The 20,486-nt window shown below is 69.0% G+C and carries 22 protein-coding genes; 13 read left to right on the forward strand and 9 right to left on the reverse strand.

All coding sequences use genetic code 11. The features are described 5' to 3' along the window. Nucleotides 1-158: 158 nt before the first annotated feature. The 5 genes from ACWDO5_RS29575 to ACWDO5_RS29595 all read left to right on the forward strand — a co-directional run bounded on the left by ACWDO5_RS29575 (nucleotide 159) and on the right by ACWDO5_RS29595 (nucleotide 6,489). Entirely contained in the window at nucleotides 159-1,136 is a 978-nt protein-coding gene (locus tag ACWDO5_RS29575) for a carbohydrate ABC transporter permease (protein ID WP_450533468.1), read from the forward strand. Continuing rightward, nucleotides 1,133-1,963, forward strand: a complete 831-nt coding sequence (locus tag ACWDO5_RS29580; protein ID WP_450533469.1) for a carbohydrate ABC transporter permease — start codon at nucleotides 1,133-1,135, stop codon at nucleotides 1,961-1,963. Before ACWDO5_RS29575 ends, ACWDO5_RS29580 begins: the two co-directional genes overlap by 4 nt. An 8-nt stretch (nucleotides 1,964-1,971) precedes the next feature. Next, nucleotides 1,972-3,537 carry a glycoside hydrolase family 3 protein gene (locus ACWDO5_RS29585; protein ID WP_450533470.1) on the forward strand — a complete coding sequence of 522 codons (1,566 nt, stop codon included), beginning with the start codon at nucleotides 1,972-1,974 and terminating at the stop codon, nucleotides 3,535-3,537. Between the two features lie 45 nt (nucleotides 3,538-3,582). Then, nucleotides 3,583-4,647 (forward strand): SIS domain-containing protein, encoded by a 1,065-nt coding sequence (locus ACWDO5_RS29590; RefSeq protein WP_450533471.1) that lies wholly within the window; start codon nucleotides 3,583-3,585, stop codon nucleotides 4,645-4,647. A gap of 372 nt (nucleotides 4,648-5,019) precedes the next feature. Further along, nucleotides 5,020-6,489 (forward strand): sensor histidine kinase, encoded by a 1,470-nt coding sequence (locus tag ACWDO5_RS29595; RefSeq protein ID WP_450533485.1) that lies wholly within the window; start codon nucleotides 5,020-5,022, stop codon nucleotides 6,487-6,489. Nucleotides 6,490-6,651: 162 nt separating this feature from the next. On the opposite strand, the gene ACWDO5_RS29600 is transcribed toward ACWDO5_RS29595, so the two are convergent. Together ACWDO5_RS29600 and ACWDO5_RS29605 are read right to left on the reverse strand one after the other, a co-directional pair. After that, nucleotides 6,652-6,909: a WhiB family transcriptional regulator gene (locus tag ACWDO5_RS29600; protein WP_003953983.1), complete on the reverse strand. Its 258-nt coding sequence runs from the start codon at nucleotides 6,907-6,909 to the stop codon at nucleotides 6,652-6,654. A gap of 314 nt (nucleotides 6,910-7,223) precedes the next feature. After that, nucleotides 7,224-8,192, reverse strand: coding sequence for a diacylglycerol/lipid kinase family protein (locus ACWDO5_RS29605; protein ID WP_450533472.1), 969 nt, complete (start codon nucleotides 8,190-8,192; stop codon nucleotides 7,224-7,226). 70 nt (nucleotides 8,193-8,262) lie between these two features. Between ACWDO5_RS29605 and ACWDO5_RS29610 the strand changes: the two genes are divergently transcribed. Beyond that, nucleotides 8,263-8,676: a hypothetical protein gene (locus tag ACWDO5_RS29610; protein WP_450533473.1), complete on the forward strand. Its 414-nt coding sequence runs from the start codon at nucleotides 8,263-8,265 to the stop codon at nucleotides 8,674-8,676. Between the two features lie 86 nt (nucleotides 8,677-8,762). On the opposite strand, the gene ACWDO5_RS29615 is transcribed toward ACWDO5_RS29610, so the two are convergent. The 3 genes from ACWDO5_RS29615 to ACWDO5_RS29625 form a co-directional block, all read right to left on the reverse strand. After that, complete coding sequence (locus ACWDO5_RS29615) at nucleotides 8,763-9,704, reverse strand: RNA polymerase sigma factor SigF (protein WP_450533474.1); 942 nt, start codon at nucleotides 9,702-9,704, stop codon at nucleotides 8,763-8,765. Between the two features lie 17 nt (nucleotides 9,705-9,721). Next, complete coding sequence (locus tag ACWDO5_RS29620) at nucleotides 9,722-10,135, reverse strand: ATP-binding protein (RefSeq protein ID WP_018845530.1); 414 nt, start codon at nucleotides 10,133-10,135, stop codon at nucleotides 9,722-9,724. Nucleotides 10,136-10,386: 251 nt separating this feature from the next. Next, nucleotides 10,387-10,647 (reverse strand): UBP-type zinc finger domain-containing protein, encoded by a 261-nt coding sequence (locus ACWDO5_RS29625; RefSeq protein WP_450533475.1) that lies wholly within the window; start codon nucleotides 10,645-10,647, stop codon nucleotides 10,387-10,389. A gap of 75 nt (nucleotides 10,648-10,722) precedes the next feature. On the opposite strand from ACWDO5_RS29625, the gene ACWDO5_RS29630 reads away from it, so the two are divergent. Next, the gene (locus ACWDO5_RS29630) at nucleotides 10,723-12,318 is read left to right on the forward strand and encodes a Na+/H+ antiporter (protein WP_450533486.1); all 1,596 of its coding nucleotides are present in this window, start codon (nucleotides 10,723-10,725) and stop codon (nucleotides 12,316-12,318) included. Here ACWDO5_RS29630 and ACWDO5_RS29635 read toward each other — a convergent pair. Further along, nucleotides 12,300-13,208 (reverse strand): 1-aminocyclopropane-1-carboxylate deaminase/D-cysteine desulfhydrase, encoded by a 909-nt coding sequence (locus ACWDO5_RS29635; RefSeq protein ID WP_450533476.1) that lies wholly within the window; start codon nucleotides 13,206-13,208, stop codon nucleotides 12,300-12,302. The two genes, ACWDO5_RS29630 and ACWDO5_RS29635, sit on opposite strands and share 19 nt — an antisense overlap. A gap of 368 nt (nucleotides 13,209-13,576) precedes the next feature. Here ACWDO5_RS29635 and ACWDO5_RS29640 point away from each other — a divergent pair, with 368 nt between their 5' ends. From ACWDO5_RS29640 to ACWDO5_RS29655, 4 genes are all read left to right on the forward strand, one after another. Further along, nucleotides 13,577-15,001, forward strand: coding sequence for a family 2B encapsulin nanocompartment shell protein (locus ACWDO5_RS29640; RefSeq protein ID WP_450533477.1), 1,425 nt, complete (start codon nucleotides 13,577-13,579; stop codon nucleotides 14,999-15,001). Between the two features lie 118 nt (nucleotides 15,002-15,119). Next, nucleotides 15,120-16,157: a family 2 encapsulin nanocompartment cargo protein polyprenyl transferase gene (locus tag ACWDO5_RS29645; protein ID WP_450533478.1), complete on the forward strand. Its 1,038-nt coding sequence runs from the start codon at nucleotides 15,120-15,122 to the stop codon at nucleotides 16,155-16,157. A gap of 147 nt (nucleotides 16,158-16,304) precedes the next feature. After that, nucleotides 16,305-16,886, forward strand: coding sequence for a dihydrofolate reductase family protein (locus tag ACWDO5_RS29650; protein WP_450533479.1), 582 nt, complete (start codon nucleotides 16,305-16,307; stop codon nucleotides 16,884-16,886). Between the two features lie 342 nt (nucleotides 16,887-17,228). Further along, a complete protein-coding gene (locus ACWDO5_RS29655) occupies nucleotides 17,229-17,669 on the forward strand; it encodes a DUF6304 family protein (RefSeq protein ID WP_450533480.1) in 441 nt (146 codons plus the stop codon). A gap of 26 nt (nucleotides 17,670-17,695) precedes the next feature. On the opposite strand, the gene ACWDO5_RS29660 is transcribed toward ACWDO5_RS29655, so the two are convergent. Continuing rightward, nucleotides 17,696-17,947, reverse strand: coding sequence for a hypothetical protein (locus ACWDO5_RS29660; protein ID WP_450533481.1), 252 nt, complete (start codon nucleotides 17,945-17,947; stop codon nucleotides 17,696-17,698). Between the two features lie 71 nt (nucleotides 17,948-18,018). Next, a complete protein-coding gene (sodN, locus tag ACWDO5_RS29665; protein WP_215095254.1) occupies nucleotides 18,019-18,414 on the reverse strand; it encodes a superoxide dismutase, Ni in 396 nt (131 codons plus the stop codon). 150 nt (nucleotides 18,415-18,564) lie between these two features. On the opposite strand from sodN, the gene sodX reads away from it, so the two are divergent. After that, nucleotides 18,565-18,984 (forward strand): nickel-type superoxide dismutase maturation protease, encoded by a 420-nt coding sequence (gene sodX, locus ACWDO5_RS29670; protein ID WP_450533482.1) that lies wholly within the window; start codon nucleotides 18,565-18,567, stop codon nucleotides 18,982-18,984. Here sodX and ACWDO5_RS29675 read toward each other — a convergent pair. Next, nucleotides 18,888-19,517: a CGNR zinc finger domain-containing protein gene (locus ACWDO5_RS29675; RefSeq protein WP_450533483.1), complete on the reverse strand. Its 630-nt coding sequence runs from the start codon at nucleotides 19,515-19,517 to the stop codon at nucleotides 18,888-18,890. The genes sodX and ACWDO5_RS29675 overlap by 97 nt on opposite strands. 79 nt (nucleotides 19,518-19,596) lie before the next feature. On the opposite strand from ACWDO5_RS29675, the gene ACWDO5_RS29680 reads away from it, so the two are divergent. Further along, nucleotides 19,597-20,382, forward strand: a complete 786-nt coding sequence (locus ACWDO5_RS29680) for a class I SAM-dependent methyltransferase (RefSeq protein ID WP_450533484.1) — start codon at nucleotides 19,597-19,599, stop codon at nucleotides 20,380-20,382. The last annotated feature ends 104 nt before the right edge of the window (nucleotides 20,383-20,486 follow it).

Here is a 20,486-nt window from a genome sequence, read left to right on the forward strand (position 1 = left end):
GCGGCGTGTGTCCTGGTCTTGGTCCTCGGCCTTCGGCGGAGTGAAGTGCTCGGCCTGCGCTGGCAGGACATCGACTTCGAGCGCCAGCAGTTCACCAACAAGAGTCCGTCCCCGGCGGCCGACTGCGTTTCCGTAGCGCCTAGGAAGAGATGGCCAGCATGACCGTGCAGACCGAACGGCCGCCCTCCGGCCCGACGGAGGTACTCACGACCCCCAAGGGTTCGGGCCGGCCCCCGGCGCGCGGCAGGGCGGCCGCACTCGCGCCCTATCTTCTGCTGCTGCCCCCGGTGGCCGTCACCGCGCTGTTCCTCGGCTGGCCGATGGTGAAGAACGGGCTGCTGTCGTTCCAGAACCTGAATATGAGGCAGCTGATCCAGCACCTCGAAGAGTGGAACGGCGTCGACAACTACAAGGAAATCCTGGGCAGTCCGGACTTCTGGCGGGTCACGGGCCGCTCGGTCGCCTTCACCGGCGCCAATGTCTTACTGATCATGCTGCTCGGCACCCTGGTCGGTCTGCTGCTCGCCCGCCTCGGCCGGCGGATGCGGGTCACCCTGCTGATCGGCCTGGTTCTCGCCTGGGCCATGCCCGTCATCGCCGCGACCACCGTCTACCAGTGGCTCTTCGCCTCGCGGTTCGGAGTCGTCAACTGGATGCTCGACAAGGTCGGTTTCCACGCCATGGCGGAGTACAACTGGACCGGCAGCCAGTTCTCCACCTTCTTCGTGATCACGGTCCTTATCGTCTGGCAGTCGATCCCGTTCGTCGCGATCAATCTGTACGCCGCGACGACGACCATCCCCAAGGAACTCTACGAAGCCGCCTCGCTGGACGGCGCCGGTGCCGTCAAGAGCTTCACCTCGGTGACCCTGCCGTACCTCAGGCCGTTCCTCTTCGCGACCACGTTCCTCGAGGTCATCTGGGTCTTCAAGGCCTTCCCCCAGGTCTTCGCGATCAACGAGGGCGGTCCGGACCGTCTCACCGAGATTCTGCCCGTGTACGCCTTCGTGGAAGGTGTCGGCAACCAGCACTACGGCATGGGTGCGGCCATCTCGGTGCTCACCATCCTCATCCTGCTCAGCCTGACCTCGTACTACCTCCGGATCGTTCTCAAGCAAGGGGAGGACGAGCTGTGAAGCGCTCACTGCTCGGCCGTATCTGGCCCAACGCGACGGCCGTCGTACTCGTCATCGGCTTTGTCTTCCCCGTGTACTGGATGTTCGCGACGGCCCTCAAGCCGACCCCGGACATCGTCGCCGAGGACCCGGTCTGGTTCCCAGTGAACCTCACCTTCGAGCACTTCAAGACGGCGGTGGAGGCCGAGAACTTCTGGACGCTCGTCGGCAACTCCCTCACCGTCACCATCCTCGCGGTGGTGTTCTCCCTGGCGCTGGCGCTGGCGGGAGCATTCGCGCTCGCCCGGATGCGATTCAGGGGCCGCCGCGGCTTCATCGTGGGCTTCATGATCGCCCAGATGGCGCCCTGGGAGGTCATGGTCATCGCGATCTACATCGTCGTCCGGGACGCGGACATGCTGAACAGGCTGATACCGCTGACCCTCTTCTACATGGTCATGGTGCTGCCCTTCACCCTCCTGACGCTGCGCGGCTTCGTCGCCGCGGTGCCCAGGGAGCTGGAGGAGTCGGCCATGGTCGACGGCTGCACCCGACGTGAGGCGTTCATGAAGGTGATTCTGCCGCTGCTCGCGCCGGGTCTGATGTCGACCTCGCTCTTCGGCTTCATTACCGCGTGGAACGAGTTCCCCATGGTGCTCATTCTCAACAAGAACGCGGAGGCCCAGACGCTGCCGCTGTGGCTCTCCCGGTTCCAGACCCAGTTCGGCGACGACTGGGGCGCCACCATGGCCGCCTCCACACTGTTCGCGATCCCGATTCTCGTCCTCTTCGTCTTCCTGCAGCGCAGGGCGGTCAGTGGTCTGACCGACGGCGCAGTGAAGGGATAGCACCGCCCATGACGATGCTCGTACGCAGCACAGACACCCTGACCCGCGACGCCCTCGCCGTCCTCCAGCCGGGTTTCGTCGGCACCACCGCGCCCGAGTGGCTGCTGCGCCGGATAGGCGAAGGACTTTCCGCCGTCGGCCTGTTCGGCCGCAATGTCGTCTCGCCCGGCCAACTGGCCGTGCTCACCGCGCAGTTGCGGGCCGAACGGGACGATGTGCTTGTCGCGATCGATGAGGAGGGCGGGGACGTCACGCGACTTGAGGTGCGTAACGGTTCTTCCTTCCCCGGGAACTACGCGCTCGGCACGGTGGACGATACGGACCTCACCCGGGCCGTCGCCCGTGAACTGGGCCGCCGGCTCGCCGCATGCGGGGTCGACCTCAACTGGGCGCCCTCGGCGGATATCAACTCCAATCCAGACAACCCGGTCATCGGCGTGCGGTCGTTCGGCGCCGACACCACGCTCGCCTCCCGGCACACCGTCGCGTACATCGAAGGACTTCAGGCCGCCGGAGTCGCCGCCTGCACCAAACACTTCCCCGGGCACGGCGACACCAATGTGGACTCGCATCACGCGCTGCCCCGGATCAGTGTGGATCTCGACACTCTGCACGCCCGTGAGCTGGCGCCTTTCCGCGCGGCGATCGCGGCGGGTTCCAAAGCGGTGATGAGCGCGCACATTCTGCTTCCCGCGCTCGACCCGAAGCACCCGGCGACGCTGAGCCCGCAGATCCTCACCGGTCTGCTGCGCGAGGAGTTGGGCTACCAGGGCCTGATCGTCACCGACGGCATGGAGATGCAGGCCATCTCGGTGGCGTACGGCATCGAGCGTGGCTCCGTCCTCGCGATCGCCGCGGGAGCCGACGCCATTTGCGTCGGCGGCGGCCTGGCCGACGAGGAGACCGTACTGCGACTGCGCGACGCGCTGGTCACGGCGGTACGGGATGGCGAACTGCCCGAGGAGCGGCTGGCCGACGCGGCGGCGCGGGTACGCGCACTCGCCGACTGGACGCGGCGGGCCAGGGCGGCTGCAGCGGAGCCGGGGGCGGCATCGGAAGTGGGGATCCCCCAGGTGATGCCGAGGGGAGGGATCGCGCCCGGCAGCGACATCGGGCTGGTCGCGGCGCGCCGGGCGGTACGGGTGACGGTGGGACAGCTGCTTTACGAGCCGGTGGCGGTCGCCCCCTATGTCGCCGCCTTCAGCCCGGTCGCGAACATCGCGGTGGGGGACGAGACCCCGTGGGGGGTGGCGGCGGAGCTGGGGGCGATGCTGCCCGGCACCGAAACCGGCACATACGACAGCGCGACCGAGACCTCCGCATTGGTCGGAAATGTGCTGGCTGCTGCGGCGGACCGTAGGATCATCGCTGTAGTACGCGACGTTCACCGCCACCCCTGGATGGCGGATGCCCTGGACGCCCTGATCGCTGCCCGGCCCGACACGGTCGTGGTCGAGATGGGGGTGGACCGGGCGGAGCCGAGGGGTGCCCTGCACATCGCGACCCATGGCGCCGCTCGCGTCTGCGGACGGGCCGCCGCGGAGGTCATCACCGGCAAGGGCGCCGGGGTCTGACCGACGCGGACCGTGCACGAGGAATGCCACATGGAGGCACCCCGCATGTCCGAACAGCCGGGCCTGTCCGAACAGCCGGGCCGGATCATGGCCGGTGAGATGGCAGAGCAGCCCGCGGTGCTGCGGCACATCCTTCAGGAGGGCGCGCCGAGGATCCGCGAGGTGGCGACGGCGATCGCGGCGCGGAGCCCGCGGTTCGTGCTGTTGACCGCGCGCGGCACGTCCGACAACGCCGCGCTGTACGCGAAGTACCTGCTGGAGATCCAGCTGGGTCTGCCGTGCGGGCTGACCTCCATGTCCACGATGACGGCGTACGGCGCGCGGCCGGACCTGACCGACGTCCTGGTCATCACGGTCAGCCAGTCCGGCGGTTCGCCGGACCTGGTGGTCTCGACGAAGGCGGCGCGCGAGGCGGGCGCGATCACGCTGGCGGTCACGAACAACCCGGACTCCCCGCTGGCGGCGGTCTCCGAATTCCACATCGACATCCTGGCAGGGCCGGAGAAGGCGCTCCCGGCGACGAAGACGTACACCGCATCGCTGCTGGCGCTCTACCTCTTCGTGGAAGGGCTGCGAGGCGGCGACGGCGCGGCGGCGAAGGCGCTGCCGGACCTGGCGTCGCAGGTCCTGTCCCGCCAGGACGAGGTACGGCAGCTGGCGTCCCGCTACCGCTTCGCCGAGCGGATGGTCATCACGTCACGGGGTTACGGCTACCCCACGGCGAAGGAGGCGGCGCTGAAGCTGATGGAGACGAGCTACATCCCGGCGCTCTCGTACTCCGGCGCGGACCTGCTGCACGGTCCGCTGGCGATGGTGGACAACGTCTCCCCGGTCATCGCGGTGGTCCCGGACGGCAAGGGCGGCGAGGTCCTCCAGCCGGTCCTCGACCGCCTCCGCGGCCGCGGCGCGGACCTGGTGGTGGTGGGCCCGTCCCCCCAGGTCGAGGCGGCCTCGGCGGGCTTCGTACTCCCGACGTACGGCGTCCCGGAGAATCTCCAGCCGATCCTGGAGATTCTCCCGCTGCAACTCCTGGCGTACGAGGTGACCATCGCCCGCGGCCAGGACCCGGACGCGCCGAGGGCACTGGCAAAGGTCACGGAGACGCACTGAGCGGGGCGGGGCCACGGGGGCACAGGAGGCCGGGGCTAAGCCGCAGATAAAAGTAGCCGCAAACACCCGCGGGCCGCGGCGCCTGACGGGACCCTCAACCCGTCCGGCACCGCAGCCCGGAGTTGCTCCGGCCGGCAGGTGTGCGGTCCCGCGTGGCCGTATCGGAGGTCTCGGCGCAGTCAGGGCAGAGAGCGCCGGGTACCTCGTTCCACCCTCCTGTGCGGGAGGATGGAGGCTTTAACACAATCATTGTGGACTAGACCATTCTCCGCTGTCCATCCATCTGCAGAGCTTACTTCTCGGCCCATCCTTCAACACGGCCGGGCAACTCACCCGGTTCACCCCACAGGTACGCTCGCAGATGTGCCCTCCATGAACGACCTCGTACGCCAGCACACAGCCCTCAGCGAATCCGACCTCGAGTGGCTGCATCTGCTGGTCTCGGAGTGGCAGCTGCTCTCGGACCTCTCCTTCGCCGACCTCGTCCTGTGGGTACCCACCCGCGACGGCACCCGCTACGTCTCCGTTGCCCAGATGCGCCCCAATACCGGCCCCACGTCCTACCAGGACGACATGGTCGGCCATCTCGTTCCCCGTGGCCGGCGCCCGCTGCTCGACGCCGCGCTCGACGAGGGGCGGATCGTGCGCGAGGGCGACCCGGAGTGGCGCGAGGAGGTTCCGGTACGGGTCGAGTCCATCCCCGTACGCCGTGAGGGCCGCGTCCTCGGCGTCATCGCCCGGAACACCAACCTCCTTACTGTCCGTACGCCCAGCCGGCTGGAGCTCACCTACCTCCAGAGCGCCTCCGACCTCGCCCAGATGATCGCCGCCGGCTCCTTCCCCTTCCCCGGGCAACAAGTCGACATGGACGCTTCCCCGCGCGTCGGCGACGGGCTGATCCGGCTGGATGCGGACGGCGTCGTGCAGTACGCCAGCCCCAACGGCCTCTCCGCGTACCACCGCCTCGGCCTCGCCTCCGACCTCGTCGGACACCACCTCGGCCAGATCACCGCCGAACTGGCCCCGTCCCGCGGCCCCGTCGACGAGGCCCTGGTCAAGCTGGCCAGCGGCTACGCGCCCCGTGAGACCGAGATCGAGGGCAACGGCGGCGTCATCCAGCTGCGCGCCATCCCGCTCAAGCCCAAGGGCACCCGGATCGGTTCCCTCGTGCTCTGCCGCGACGTTACCGAACTCCGCCGTCGCGAGCGCGAATTGATCACCAAGGACGCGACCATCCGGGAGATCCACCACCGGGTGAAGAACAATCTCCAGACGGTCGCGGCCCTGTTGCGGCTGCAGTCCCGCCGGATGGATTCCGTACGCGGCCGCGAGGCGCTCAACGAGGCGGTGCGGCGCGTCGGTTCGATCGCGATCGTCCACGAGACCCTCTCCCAGAACCTGGACGAGCGCGTCGAGTTCGACGAGATCGCCGACCGGGTCATCGCGATGGTCGCCGAGATCTCCCCCGGCAAGGTCGAGTGCCGCCGTACGGGCCGCTTCGGCATCCTCGACGCCGAGGTGGCCACCCCGCTCGCGATGGTCCTCACCGAGGTGCTGCAGAACGCCCTGGAGCACGCCTTCGCGCAGGGGGAGCACGGCTCGGTCGAGGTCGCGGCCGTACGAGGCGATCAGCACACGGACAGCCGGCTCCTGATCACCGTCCAGGACGACGGTTGCGGACTACCCGAGGGCTTCGACCCCCAGCAGACCGGCAATCTTGGTCTGCAGATCGTACGGACCCTGGTGGAGGGGGAGTTGGGCGGAACGTTCGACATGGTCCCCGCCCCCGGGAGGGGAACCAGGGTCGTGCTCGACGTACCCGTACAGGCGCAGAAGCAGTAGTCGCAGCAGCCGGAAAACAGCAGCGAGCCCCGGACCGTATGTACACGGTCCGGGGCTCAGAGCTTTGTGCGCTTCGGGGTACTGCGCGCTGCGGCTCGGGAGGCGGTGAGTGCGTACTCTCTGTACGCGCCGCCAAGCTCAGGCTCGTAGCAGGGGCGGGCTTCAGGCGCTGGCGTTACGCGCCCGGTTGCGAGCGGCACGACGCTTCATTGCGCGGCGCTCGTCCTCGCTGAGGCCACCCCAGACGCCGGAGTCCTGGCCGGACTCGAGCGCCCACTGCAGGCACTGCTCCATGACGGGGCAGCGACGGCAGACGGCCTTGGCTTCCTCGATCTGCAGCAGCGCAGGACCAGTGTTGCCGATGGGGAAGAAGAGCTCGGGGTCTTCCTCGCGGCAAACGGCGTTGTGACGCCAGTCCATGGCTGCTACCTCTCCTTGGTATTACATGCGGGTTGCTTGTGAATGTGAACGCTTTCACGAATCCCCCCGCAAGGGAAGGGCCGACCGCCGCACTGGCGTGGTCCTGAGGTTTGAGGAGGGGTTCTGGCTATCTGTGGGGCCGATGTCGCGGGCCGTCCCGATCGCCATGTAGAGATTCGCAAACCTCGGCGGCGGATACAACCCCTTCCGGAAACTTTTTTTTGATTCCTCGGTGTCGGCTAGGTCACACCCGTACTTCTATGGGGTGGAGCCCAGTCCATACGTTCGAGATAAAGGACTTTCGACCCTTCCGCTCACACAATCACACGCAGTGCACGGCGTACGCCTGTGAACGTCACGCTCGTACGGAGTCCCAGGTGGTCACCGTCCATCTGAAACGGGAGTGGAACCTTCGAATTCAAGGTGAAGTCTGTGAGGTCATGGAGAGTGACCGCGTGCTTGCCGTGCGGGCCGCGCTCGGGGGTGGAAGTGAGCAGCTGGGTTGCGTAACGGGCCACGGCGGGGGTCGACATCTTGGACAGTGCGACGACGTCCAGGGCGGTGTCGAAGGAGGCTGCCGGGGACGCGTACACCGGGCGACTGCCCAGGTAGGTCCAGGGGGAGGTGTTGCAGATTATGGACAGGACAAGGTCGGTGACCGGGTCGTGGCCGGGGCGCTCCAGGGTGATCGGGCCGTGCCGGCGGTGCGGCTCGTCCAGGAACTGGCGTACCACCTGGCGCACATAAAGGGCGTGCGTGGACCGCTTGCCGCGCTCCCGCTGCTGTTCGACCCGGCCTATGACGCTCGCGTCGAAGCCGAGTCCGGCGCAGAAGGTGAACCAGCGGGAGGGGACTGCCTCGTCCTCGGTTCCCGGGGTGCCGGCCGCGAGACCGAGGCCGACCGTCCGCTCGGTCCGGTCGCGCAGTGCGTCCAGGATGGCGCCGGTCGCCTCGACGGCGTCGTTCGGAAGGCCGAGCGCGCGGGCGAAGACGTTCGTCGAGCCGCCGGGGACGACGGCGAGGCGGGGGAGGCGGTCGGGGTCGGGGCCGTGGTGGAGCAGACCGTTGACGACCTCGTTCACTGTGCCGTCGCCGCCGAGGGCGACAACGAGATCCATGTCGTCGGACTCCGCGGCCCGGCGGCCGACGTCGCGGGCGTGCCCGCGGTACTCCGTTGTCACGACCTCCAGCTTCATCTCGCTGGCGAGGGCGTGGATGAGTACGTCGCGGGTGCGGGCACTGGTGGTGGTTGCTGCCGGATTGACCACGAGAAGTGCGCGCATGCGCAGCAGCGTACCCAGTGGGGTTTGCCTGGCCCAGCCCAGGGCTTCGCACGACAGCTACCCTGCTGGGATGAGCACTGACCAGCCCCCCCGCCCTGCCCGCCTGACCGCCGCGGCCGTGGTGTCCGGCCTGGAAGGCCTGGCGCTGGTCGCGTGCGGCGTCTACATGCTCGTGATGGGCCTGCTCGGTCGGCCGGACAGTCCGTCGCAGGCGGAGACGGGCGGAGTGACGCTGATCGCACTCGGAGCGCTCCCGCTGACCGCGGCGCGGGGCCTGCTGCGACGCCGCAGCTGGAGCCGCGGCCCGGCGATCATCACGCACCTGATGGCTCTGATCCCGGCCTGGACGCTGCTGCGCGCGTCGGGAGCGCTGATCCCGCTGGGCATCGCACTGGTGGTGGTCGCGGTGACGGGCCTGGTACTCCTGGTGAACCCGACGACGACCGAGGCCCTGGGCATCCGCGGCCCGGCGCGCGACGCGTAGCCGCTCCCGCCGGGCGGTACGCCCCCCGGCGGGGACGGCCGCCCGCATCCCCGCGGGCCGGTTACTCCTCGTCCCCCGCGGGCCGGTTACTCCTCGACCAGGAGCTTCTCGCGGAGCTGTGCCAGCGTGCGGGCCAGCAAGCGGGAGACGTGCATCTGGGAGATGCCCACCTCCTGCGCGATCTGCGACTGCGTCATGTTGCCGAAGAATCTCAGCAGCAGGATCCGCTTCTCGCGCGGTGGCAGGTCCTCCAGCAGCGGCTTCAGCGACTCGCGGTATTCGACGCCCTCCAGGGCCTCGTCCTCCGCGCCCAGTGTGTCCGCCACCGCCGGTGACTCGTCGTCCGTATCGGGAACGTCCAGGGACAGCGTGGAGTACGCGTTCGCGGACTCCAGGCCCTCCAGGACCTCCTCCTCCGAGATACCCAGGCGTTCCGCCAACTCGTGGACCGTCGGGGAGCGGCCGTGCTGCTGGGACAGCTCCGCCGTCGCCGTGGTCAGCGCGAGCCGTAGTTCCTGGAGGCGGCGCGGGACTCGGACCGCCCAGCCCTTGTCGCGGAAGTGGCGCTTGATCTCGCCGACCACCGTCGGCGTCGCGTACGTCGAGAACTCGACGCCCCGATCCGGATCGAACCGGTCGACCGACTTGATCAGGCCGATCGTCGCGACCTGTGTCAGGTCGTCCAGCGGCTCGCCGCGGTTGCGGAAACGCCGCGCCAGATGCTCGACCAGGGGCAGATGCATTCGCACCAGCTGGTTGCGCATCTCCGCCCGCTGCGACGAGCCGTCGGGCAGCTTGCGCAGCTCGATGAACATCGCCCGCGCCCCGCTGCGGTCATGTGGATCGTGTTGCTGCTGCTCGTGCACGTGCTCGCTCATACGGTCCGCCCTCCCCCAGAGCTTCGCCTGGGAGGTACCCACAACCTGCGCCTGTTCCGCCGCGGCCGTCCGGCCGTCAAGTCCGTCCACCGGATGCGGCCGCGCCTGCTGTTCCGGGATGCCCGTCACCGCGGGTGGCTCGTTCTGCACCGGACCGTCCCCGTTCCTCACGCCGGCCCGGGTCCCGCGCCGCGCTGTTTGTACAGGCTGATGGAGACCGTACGGTCATCGGCGACCGACGAGTCGACCTTGCCGGCCAGTGCCGAGAGCACCGTCCAGGCGAAGGTGTCGCGCTCCGGCGCCCGGCCGTCTGTCGTCGGCGCCGAGACCGTGACCTCGAGTGAGTCGTCGACGAGTCGGAACACGCAGCTGAGAACGGAACCGGGGACGGCCTGTTGCAGCAGGATCGCGCACGCCTCGTCGACCGCGATCCGCAGATCCTCGATCTCGTCGAGGGTGAAGTCCAAGCGCGCTGCGAGGCCGGCCGTGGCCGTACGCAGCACGGACAGGTAGGCACCGGCAGCGGGCAGCCGGACTTCCACGAAGTCCTGAGTCCCGGGCTCGCCTGCGATCTGGGACACCCTCACCTCCAAGGTGGCACAAGCTCTTTCGGGGCTACGGGAGGGGAGATCCCGAAGCCGTCACTACGTAGTCAGTCCGTCTGTACGTAGCCGGTACTGGCCCGGCGACGCTATCGCGATCCATGGTGCCCTGTCGCAGGGACCCCCGGTCGGTGACTGTCACTCATGGTAAGCATACGACCACACACAGTGGCTAGGGGTCTGCGACGCCCAATTACGAGGAACCGGCGGAGGGTTGACGTACCCACGAGTCAGACGATCGAACCGTCGACAAAGCACCAGCGCCACCTCTCACCCGGCTCAAAGCTGCGCATCACCGGGTGCCCGGTCTGCATGAAGTGCGCGTTGGCGTGCCGCAGGGGGGAGGAGTCGCAGCAGCCGACGAGGCCGCAGATCAGGCAGAGTCGCAGCTGTACGGGGTGGCTGCCGACCGCCAGACACTCCGGGCAGGTCTCGCTCAGCGGGACCGGCTCGGGGTGGGGCAGTTCTGCTACATGCGGGCACTCGCTCATGATTGCCAGATTACGACGCAGGTGACGTACGTGACGCTGGTGACGTACGTACTGACGGACGTGAAGGACGCCGAGATGGACGCATTGCCACTGGTCGCGCTGATCGCGGCGAGCGCCGCGATCGCCGGGGCAGCCCGCAGGACACCCGTGCCGGCGCCGCTGCTGCTGGTGACCATGGGGCTCATCGGCGCGTATGTGCCAGGGGTGCCGGACTACACGCTCGACCCGCACATCGTGCTGCCGCTGGTGCTGCCGCCGCTGCTGCACAAGGCCGCGGTCGACAGCTCGTACCTCGATCTGCGGGCGAATCTGCGGCCCGTCGCACTGCTTTCGGTCGGCTATACCCTCTTCGCGACCGTCGCTGTGGGTTACCTCGCCTATCTGCTGGTGCCGGATCTGCCGCTGACCGCCGCGCTGGTGCTGGGCGCGGTCGTCGCGCCACCGGACGCGGTCGCCGCGACCGCGATCGCCCGGCGGATGGGGCTGCCGAACCGGATCACGACGATCCTGCAGGGCGAGTCCCTCGTGAACGACGCGACTGCGATCACCGCGTACAAGGTGGCGCTGGCCGCGGCGGTCGGCGAGGGCGCGAGCTGGGTCGGCGGTATCGGGGAGTTCGCGCTGGCGGCGCTCGGCGGGGTCGGCGTCGGCCTGGTGCTGATGGTGCCGATCCACTGGCTGCGTACGCATCTGAAGGAAGCACTCCTGCAGAACACCCTCTCGCTGCTGATTCCCTTCATCGCCTACGCGGCAGCCGAGCATGTCGGGGCGTCCGGTGTGCTCGCCGTGGTCGTCGTCGCGCTCTATCTGGGGCACCGCTCCTGGCAGGTCGACTTCGCGACCCGGCTGCAGGAGGACGCAGTCTGGAGGATGGTCGCGTTCATCCTGGAGTCGTCGGTCTTCGCGCTGATCGGGCTGCAGCTGCCGTACGTGGTGGAGGACCTCGGCGGCTACGGGGTGGGCGAGGCGCTCTGGTACGCGGTCGGGGTCTTCGTCGCCGTGGTGGTGGTGCGGTTCATCTGGGTCTTCCCGGCCACCTTCCTGCCGCGCGTTTTTTCGCCGCGGGTCAGGAATCGCGAGCCGGACACCACCTGGACCGCGCCGTTGATCGTGGGCTGGGCCGGGATGCGCGGGGTCGTCTCGCTGGCGATCGCCTTCTCGATCCCGCTGACCACGGCGGACGGCGAGCCGTTCCCGGCAAGGAACCTGGTGCTGTTCCTGACCTTCACGACGGTGATCGGGACGCTGGTGATCCAGGGGCTCACGCTGCCGGCGCTGATCCGGGCGCTGAAGGTCCCGGGGCGCGACGCGCAAGCCGAGACGCTCGCCGAGGCGCAGGCGCAGAGCCAGGCATCGCGGGCGGCGGAGCGGCGGCTGGACGAGCTGCTGGCGGACGAGGGCAATGTGCTGCCGCAGCCGTTGGCGGACCGGCTGCGGACGGTGCTCGAGCGGCGGCGGAACGCTGTGTGGGAGCGGCTCGGAGCGGTGAACCCGGTGACCGGGGAGTCGGCGGACGACACTTACCGGCGGCTGGCGCGGGAGATGATCGAGGCCGAGCGCGAGGTCTTCGTACAGCTGCGGGACCAGCGGCGGATCGACGACGAGATGATGCGTACGCTGCTGCGCCGTCTCGATCTGGAGGAGGCGGCCGCCTACCGGGAGGAGCCCTGACCGGTGATGACGGCGGCGACGGCGGTGCCGGGCGGGAAGGCGCCGTCGGCGGCGAGGGTGGTCAGGCCGAAGAGCATCTTGGCGACGTAGACACGCTCGACGGGAAGCTGGTGGCGGGCCTCGAAGTCGTCGGCGAAGGCGTCGAGTCCGGGGGCGGTACGGGCGTATCCGCCGAAGTGGAAGCGGTCGTCGAGCGACCAGTCGCCGACCGGCCCGCCGAAGGCCTCGTCCTGGAGGCTGCGTATCTCCGTGCCGAGGAAGCCGCCCTTGAGGACGGGGAATCCGATGGCGCGCTGCCCGGGTGCGAGGCCGGCGGCGAGTCCGGCGAGGGTCCCGCCGGTGCCGCAGGCGACGGCGACGACGTCGGAGAGGTGGTGGAGCTCGCGGCCGAGGGCGGCGCAGCTCCGGGCGGCGAGGGCGTTGCTCCCGCCTTCGGGGACGAGGTAGACGTCGCCCGGGACCGCCCGCAGGATCTCGGCCAGGACCTCCGGGTCGTCCTTGGCGCGGTACGTCGCGCGGTCGACGAAGAGCAGGTGCATACCGTCCGCCGCGCACTGGGTCAGGGACGGGTTCAGGGGGCGTGAGGCCAGTTCGTCGCCGCGGACCACGCCGATCGTCTCAAAGCCCAGCAGGCGGCCCGCGGCCGCTGTCGCGCGGAGGTGGTTGGAGTACGCGCCGCCGAACGTCAGGAGCGGGCGGCCCGCCGCCGCGTGGAGGTTCGGGGAGAGTTTGCGCCACTTGTTGCCCGGGAGGTCCGGGTGGATCAGGTCGTCGCGCTTGAGCAGGAGACGTATGCCGTGCCGGCTGAAGCGCTCGTCCTCGACCGGCTGCAGCGGCGACGGCAGTCGCGGCCGCAGGGCCGTGGTGAGGTCGAGCGTTTCCCGGGTCACGCACCCATTGTCGCGTCAGGCGGTCACCTCAGACGTTCGTGGATGCGTTCGCGCATGGAGTTCATCGTGAAGCTCCGGGGCGGTTTCCGTCGGTGTTCGCCTCGTGTCCGTGGGGAGTGCCTTCTCCGCTATGACGGTGCGCAGCACATCGTCGATGACGCCGTGGCACAGCGGCCCCGGCAGGCTCGCGGAGCCGTCCCGGCAGTGCGGACGGTCAGCCGCCGGCCCACGGATCACCGGCACGCGCAGCCGTGCAACGTGCCCCGCCGACGCTGAACTAGTCCCATCCATTTGTGTAATGGTGCCCGCACTATCTGTGATGGAAAGCTTTCGAGTGCAGGTCAGGCCCATGATCGAGGGGGAGTCACATGTCGGTTGGTTCGGTTGGTTCTGTCGGAGACGAGGTCCGTGAGCAGCAGACGTCGAAGCAGCAGAGTCTCGGTACGGCCGCTGCGCGGAACCTTGCGACAACCACCAAGTCCGCCCCGCAGATGCAGGAGATCACCTCACGCTGGCTGCTGCGCATGCTGCCTTGGGTGCAGGTGCAGGGCGGCACCTACCGGGTGAACCGCCGCCTCAGTTACTCCGTCGGCGACGGTCGCGTGACATTCGTGCAGACCGGCGACCGGGTGGCGGTCATCCCCGCCGAGCTCGGCGAGTTGCCCGCCCTTCGGGAGTACGGCGACGAGGCGGTGCTCGCCGAGCTGGCGAACCGTTGCGATCAGCGGGAGTTCAGGGCCGGTGAGGTGCTTGCCACCGCGGGCACCGCGGCGGACCGCGTCTATCTGCTGGCGCACGGCAGGGTCGAGCAGCTCGGCACCGGTCCGTACGGCGACGAGGCGGAGCTCGGCGTCCTTGCCGACGGGGCGTACTTCGGCGATCAGGCACTGCTGGACCGAGAGGCCTCCTGGCAGTACACCGCGCGTGCCACGACAGCATGCACGGTGCTCGTGCTGACCAGGGACGATGTGCTGAACCTCGCGGAGCGCGTCGACTCGCTCCGCGCGCATCTGGCCGGTCTTTCGTCTCTGCCGCAGCAGCGCACCAACAAGTACGGCGAGGCGGCGATCGACCTGTCCGCGGGCCACGTCGGCGAAGCCGTCGTCCCGCACACCTACGTCGACTACGACGCGGCGCCGCGCGAGTACGAACTGAGCGTGGCCCAGACCGTGCTGAAGGTCCACAGCCGTGTCGCCGACCTCTACAACCAGCCGATGAACCAGACCGAGCAGCAGTTGCGGCTCACGGTCGAGGCGCTGCGGGAGCGCCAGGAGCACGAGCTGATCAACAACCGCGAGTTCGGACTGCTGAACAACTGCGACTACGGGCAGCGGTTGCAACCGCACGACGGCGCCCCGAGCCCCGACGACATGGACGAACTGCTCTCGCGGCGGCGCGGATCGAAGTTGTTCCTGGCCCATCCGCGGGCCATCGCCGCCTTCGGGCGCGAGTGCAACAGACGCGGTCTGCTGCCCGACAGTGTGGAGGTGGCCGGCCACCATGTGCCCGCCTGGCGCGGTGTTCCGATCTTCCCGTGCAACAAGATCCCGGTCACCGAGGCCAGGACCACCTCGATCATCTGTATGCGTACTGGCGAGGCCGACCAGGGCGTCATCGGACTGCAGCAGAGCGGAATCCCGGACGAGATCGAGCCCAGCCTGTCCGTGCGCTTCATGGGCATCGACGAGCAGGCGATCATCTCGTACCTGGTCACGGCGTACTACTCGGCGGCGGTGCTGGTGCCGGACTCACTCGGCGTCCTGGAGAACGTCGAGGTGAGCCGCTGGCGGTGATCCGGCCCGGCCGGGGGCGCGGCATCGCGCCGCGCTCCCGGCCGCACCGCTCGGCCCGTGCCCGCTCGGCCCCCCCGTCGGCCCCCGGTGTGCCCAACACCTGGAAAGGTCTGCCCAGATGACCATGTCGGAGACCGTCGAGGCCCGCGAGGCCGTGGCCCTCCTGGAACGCACCCGCAGCGCCGTCAATCCCCAACTGCGGACCACCATCGAGTCGTTGCCCGGATCCATACGCCGCGTCGCGATGTACCACTTCGGCTGGGAGCACGCCGACGGCACCCCGGCGGCGGCCTCGGCGGGCAAGGCCATCAGGCCCGCGCTTGTACTGGCAGCGTCCCGGGCGCTCGGCGGGGACCCGCGGCAGGCGGTGCGGGCGGCGGCCGCGGTGGAGCTGGCGCACAACTTCACGCTCCTCCACGACGACGTCATCGACGAGGACTCCACCCGCAGGCACCGCCCCACCGCCTGGACGGTCTTCGGTACCCCGGACGCCATCATCGCGGGCGACGCCCTGCTCGCCCTCGCGCTGCGGCTGCTCGCCGAGGACCGGCACCCCGCGTCGGCCGCCGCGTCGGAGCGGCTGGCGGCGTGTGTGATCGAGCTCTGTGCGGGACAGCAGGCGGACTGCGCCTTCGAGAAGCGCGCGCCGCACGAGGTCTCTCTCGACGAGTGCCTCGCCATGGCGACGGCCAAGACCGGCGCGCTGCTGGGCTGCGCCTGCGCGCTCGGCGCGCTGTACGCGGGCGGGGGCGAGGAGGAGGCTGCGGCCATGGACGCCTTCGGGCGGGAAGCGGGGCTCGCCTTTCAGCTCATCGACGATCTGATCGGGATCTGGGGTGATCCGGCGCGTACGGGCAAACCGGCCGGCGCTGATCTGGCGTCCCACAAGAAGTCCCTGCCGGTGGTTGCCGCCCTGACGTCCGGCACCCCGGCGGGTGCTGACCTGGCCGAGCTCTACCGCGGTCCGATGAGCCCCACGGCCGTGCGTCTCGCCGCCGAGGCCGTCGACCGGGCGGGCGGCCGCGACTGGGCACAGCTCCAGGCAGCGGACCGGATGGCCCGGGCCGTCCATGAGCTCTCCCGCGCGGTTCCGGACCTGACGGCGGCGGGTGATCTGCTGGCCCTGGCGGAATTCGTCACCCGCCGCACCCGCTGACGCAGCCTATGTAGCGCGAGCCGCAAGCGGGTTGAGAAGCCCGTCGGAAAGGACCTTGCTTAACCACTACGACTGAAGCACTATGGGTGGAGTGGTTGTTTGGGTTGCCGGCGTCCACGCTCGTATCCCCTGACGAAGAGGACTGGTTTGCGAAAGCTCAGCTACTTCATCGCCGCGTCGATCGATGGCTTCATCGGGGCCCCGGACGGCAAGGCGGACTTATTCACCCAGTTCGTGGTCGGGGACTTCCTCGATTACCTCAGGACGGAGTGCCACGACACCCTGCCGACCCCGGCCAGGCAGGCCCTCGGCGTCGCCGACGCGCCGAACGCCGAGTTCGACACGATCATCCAGGGCCGGGCCAGCTACGACCTCGCGCTCGAAATCAACGTCACCAGTCCGTACGCACATCTGCGGGAGTACGTGGCCTCCCGCAGTATCAAGGAGTCGCCCGACCCGAACGTGGAGATCGTCTCCGGCGACGTCGCCGCCAAGGTCCGCGAACTCAAGCAGGAGGACGGGCTCGGCATCTATCTCTGCGGGGGCGCGAACCTCGCCGGCCAGTTGCTGGACGAGGTCGACGAGCTCGTCATCAAGACCTATCCGGTGATCCTCGGTTCGGGAATGCCCATGTTCGCCGCGGAGTGCCGCATCGTGGACTTCACGCTCGACTCCGTCCGCGCCTTCGACAATGGCGTCCTCGTCAGGAAGTACCGCAGGAAGCACTGACCGCAGGACTGTCCGGCTTGCCCATACCGCCATATCCTGGGGGTATGGGCAGCAATGGACGCGAGACCGTCCGCAGCCCGCAGGTCGAGCACCGTTGCCCGGCGTGCGGAGAGCCTGTCGGCACGGTCATCAAACGACGCAAGACGCTCGGGGCATATGTCCCCGTCTGGGAACCCGGTCCGTGCCATAATCCCCGGTGCTCACTGGGCGACGTGAGCCAGAGCGGAAAGTCCCCTGAGGAGTCTGCCGAGAAGTCGGGCGGTGAGCCCGGTGGGGCGGTCGGGGCGTCCTGAGGCATCCCGGCTGTTCAGCGGAACAAGTCGTACCGCTACAGTCCGCGCCATGTCATCGGAGCCGACGGAAGTCTGGGCGGGCTGGTACCGCGACCGCACGGGCGCGGAAGCGTTCACAATCGCGGCGAGCGGGCGGCAATTGCGCACGCGAATAAGGGGTGTTGAGTACGAAGGGGCGACGTTCGCCGCTCTCGGGGCAGTGGGCGCGGCCGGGGTGCTGTCGTCCTGCGTGCTGGAGTGGGACATGCCGCTGCCCGTCCACGCGGACGGCGCGGCCCAACAGGCCACGCTCAGTTGCCTGTTGACGCTCGGCGAGCCGCAGCAGGACGGTTCGCTGGACCGGGCGGACCTCAATCTGACGCTGCACTACGGCGGGGCCGCGTACGAATCCGGTGTCGCCGGGGGTGACTTCGGCGACGCTCTCGGCAACATCCAGAAGCAACTGCCGCCCGGCGCGGAGTTCTCACTGCGTACGCCGGTGGGCGCCTGACGAGCCACGCCGGGTGACCCCGCCGGTCAGCGCAGGCCCTTCCAGCCCCAGCGCGGGGTCGGGCCCGGGTCCCCGAGGTCGGTGCCCGCCGGGTCTGCCGAGACCTCGCGGACGAAAACGGGGGCGAGCGGCGGATCGGCGAGGGTGGCCTCGTAGAAGGTGTCGCTCAGCTGCCGCAGGGCGTCCCTGCCGACGGCCTCGCCGCGGTCTGTGAGAGGTGAGAGCCCGCGGGACGAGGAGGTGCCGCCAGGGGCGGGGCCCGCAGACGCCGACAGCACCCGGCTCCGCGCGGATACCGGGTGCTGTCGTACGTACACGAACGTGCGCAAAAAAGACGTGACCGGAAAGGTCAGGCCTTCTTGGTCTCCCAGAAGATCTTGTCGATCTGGGCGATGTAGTCCAGCGCCTTCTGGCCCGTTGCCGGGTCCGTCGACGCCTTCGCGGCCGACAGCGCCTTCAGGGCGTCGTTGACCAGCTGGTGCAGCTCGGGGTACTTCTCGAAGTGCGGCGGCTTGAAGTAGTCGCTCCACAGCACCGAGACGTGGTGCTTGGCGAGCTCCGCGCGCTGCTCCTTGATGACCGTGGCGCGGGCCCGGAAGTGCGGGTCCTCGTTGGCCTGGAACTTCTCCTGGACGGCCTTGACCGACTCGGCCTCGATACGGGCCTGGGCCGGGTCGTAGACACCGCAGGGCAGGTCGCAGTGGGCGCTGACCTTGACCTTGGGGGCAAACAGGCGGGAGAGCATTGAGCTGTCCTTCCTCGTGATCGTCTTCTCAGGTGGGACATTACTCCGTGAGGGACCTGTTTTGGCGGGTGCCCCCTGGTGCTTAGGACAAAAGTCCAGGGTCAGTATGGGACTGGTGGCCGAACGTACCGTGGGACTCGGAGGTGGCGGATGACTGAGCAGGGGCGGGAGCCGAAAGCGCCGTTCGGGGTCGCCGAAGTGACAGGTCCTTCCATGTACCCGACGCTCAAACACGGCGATCAACTGCTGGTCCATTACGGCGCGGAGGTGAAGGCCGGCGACGTCGCCGTGCTGCGACATCCGCTCCAGCAGGATCTGCTCATCGTCAAACGGCTCGTCGAGCGGCGCGAGGACGGCTGGTGGGTACTGGGGGACAACCCGGGGGCGGAGGGAGACAGCCGGCTGTTCGGCACCGTGCCCCATGAGCTGCTGCTCGGGCGGGTACGCGGCAGATATCGCCCGCTCGAGGAGGGTCAGCGCTCCGTGCGCGGGATCGCCTCCTGGGCGTTCTCGGCACTGCGGCCCGTGCTCTGCGGCCGTTCCGTCTCCAGGCGTTTGCGGGCGCGGTAGGCGGCCACGTTGGCGCGGGTCGCGCAGCGGTCCGAGCAGTAGCGGCGGGAGCGGTTGGTCGAAGTGTCGAGGTAGGCATTGCGGCACGGCGTCGCCTGGCACAGGCCGAGCCGGTCCACTCCGTACTCCGTGAGATGGAACGCGAGCCCCATCGCGGCGATCGCGGCGTACCCCGCCGTCGCGTTGGAGGGGTGGTCGGCCAGGTGCATGTGCCACTTCGGGCGGCCGTCCTCGTCCCGGTAGTCGTGGCCCGAGATCTGCGGGTTGACGGGGAACTCCAGCAGCAGCGAGTTGAGCAGGTCGACCGCCTGTGTCTCGTCGCCCGCGTCGGCAGCGGTGAAGACCCCGCGGAGCCGGCCTCGTACGGACCGGAAGCGGGTGACGTCCGCCTCGGTGGCACGGCGCGCTGCCTGGGCGGACGGGCCGAAGAGCTGCCGGACGGCCTCGACCGAGGTGAGGGAGTCCTTGCTGCGAGCCGGCTCCTCGGTGTTGACCAGGCGCACGGCGTAGTCCGAGTAATGGGCCAGTTCCACTTGTAGTCCTTACCGCGGCGTTCTAATGTCGACGTAACAGCTGCTATAGCTTCGAGGGTATTACGGACGGGAGGTTCCGGTGTCGGAGACGGTGACAGGGACGGGCACGGATACGGGCACGGGAGCAGACTGGCGGGCCTGGCAGGAGAGCTGGGACCGGCAGCAGGAGTGGTACATGCCCGATCGCGAGGAGCGGTTCCGGGTGATGCTGGACATGGTCGAGGCTCTGGTGGGCCCCGAGCCACGGGTGCTGGACCTCGCGTGCGGTACGGGAAGTATTACGGACCGGCTGTTCCGGCGGTTCCCGAAGTCCACCAGCACGGGGGTCGATCTGGATCCCGCCCTGTTGACCATCGCCCGGGGCTACTTCGAGGGCGACGAGCGGGTCACCTTCGTCACAGCCGACCTGAAGGACCCCAACTGGGTGACGAAGCTGCCGTACGACTCGTACGACGCCGTGCTCACCGCCACCGCGCTGCACTGGCTGCGCAGCGGACCGCTGACCGCGCTGTACGGACAGATCGCCGGGGTCGTGCGGGAAGGCGGCGTCTTCATGAACGCCGACCACATGATCGACCGCACCACCCCGCGCATCAACGCCGCCGAGCGCGCCCACCGGCACGGGCAGATGGACCGCGCCAAGGCCGCCGGCGCGCTCGACTGGGCCGACTGGTGGGCGCTGGCCGCCAAGGACCCCGTACTCGCCGAGCCGACGGCGAAGCGCTACGAGATCTACGGCGAGCACGCTGACGGGGAGATGCCGTCCGTGCACTGGCACGCACAGACGCTGCGCACGGCCGGGTTCGAGGAGGCGCGGGTCGTGTGGGCCTCGCCCTCCGACACCCTGCTGCTCGCCCTCAAGTAACCGCGCAGGGACGCGAAAGGGCGGTACGGACACCGGGGTCCGTACCGCCCAGTAGCCGTACCGCTTAGAGGACCAGAGATAGGAACGAAAAAGTACGGTAGTGG

Source organism: Streptomyces sp. NPDC000880 (assembly GCF_053599675.1).

Bases quoted from the DNA above. Each gene is read 5' to 3' on its own strand.
- ACWDO5_RS29575 (WP_450533468.1), top strand. From the start codon at position 159: ATGACCGTGCAGACCGAACGGCCGCCCTCCGGCCCGACGGAGGTACTC.
- ACWDO5_RS29585 (WP_450533470.1), top strand. From the start codon at position 1,972: ATGACGATGCTCGTACGCAGCACAGACACCCTGACCCGCGACGCCCTC.
- ACWDO5_RS29590 (WP_450533471.1), top strand. From the start codon at position 3,583: ATGTCCGAACAGCCGGGCCTGTCCGAACAGCCGGGCCGGATCATGGCC.
- ACWDO5_RS29595 (WP_450533485.1), top strand. From the start codon at position 5,020: ATGAACGACCTCGTACGCCAGCACACAGCCCTCAGCGAATCCGACCTC.
- ACWDO5_RS29600 (WP_003953983.1), bottom strand. From the start codon at position 6,909: ATGGACTGGCGTCACAACGCCGTTTGCCGCGAGGAAGACCCCGAGCTC.
- ACWDO5_RS29605 (WP_450533472.1), bottom strand. From the start codon at position 8,192: ATGCGCGCACTTCTCGTGGTCAATCCGGCAGCAACCACCACCAGTGCC.
- ACWDO5_RS29610 (WP_450533473.1), top strand. From the start codon at position 8,263: ATGAGCACTGACCAGCCCCCCCGCCCTGCCCGCCTGACCGCCGCGGCC.
- ACWDO5_RS29625 (WP_450533475.1), bottom strand. From the start codon at position 10,647: ATGAGCGAGTGCCCGCATGTAGCAGAACTGCCCCACCCCGAGCCGGTC.
- ACWDO5_RS29630 (WP_450533486.1), top strand. From the start codon at position 10,723: ATGGACGCATTGCCACTGGTCGCGCTGATCGCGGCGAGCGCCGCGATC.
- ACWDO5_RS29640 (WP_450533477.1), top strand. From the start codon at position 13,577: ATGTCGGTTGGTTCGGTTGGTTCTGTCGGAGACGAGGTCCGTGAGCAG.
- ACWDO5_RS29645 (WP_450533478.1), top strand. From the start codon at position 15,120: ATGACCATGTCGGAGACCGTCGAGGCCCGCGAGGCCGTGGCCCTCCTG.
- ACWDO5_RS29655 (WP_450533480.1), top strand. From the start codon at position 17,229: ATGTCATCGGAGCCGACGGAAGTCTGGGCGGGCTGGTACCGCGACCGC.
- sodN (WP_215095254.1), bottom strand. From the start codon at position 18,414: ATGCTCTCCCGCCTGTTTGCCCCCAAGGTCAAGGTCAGCGCCCACTGC.
- sodX (WP_450533482.1), top strand. From the start codon at position 18,565: ATGACTGAGCAGGGGCGGGAGCCGAAAGCGCCGTTCGGGGTCGCCGAA.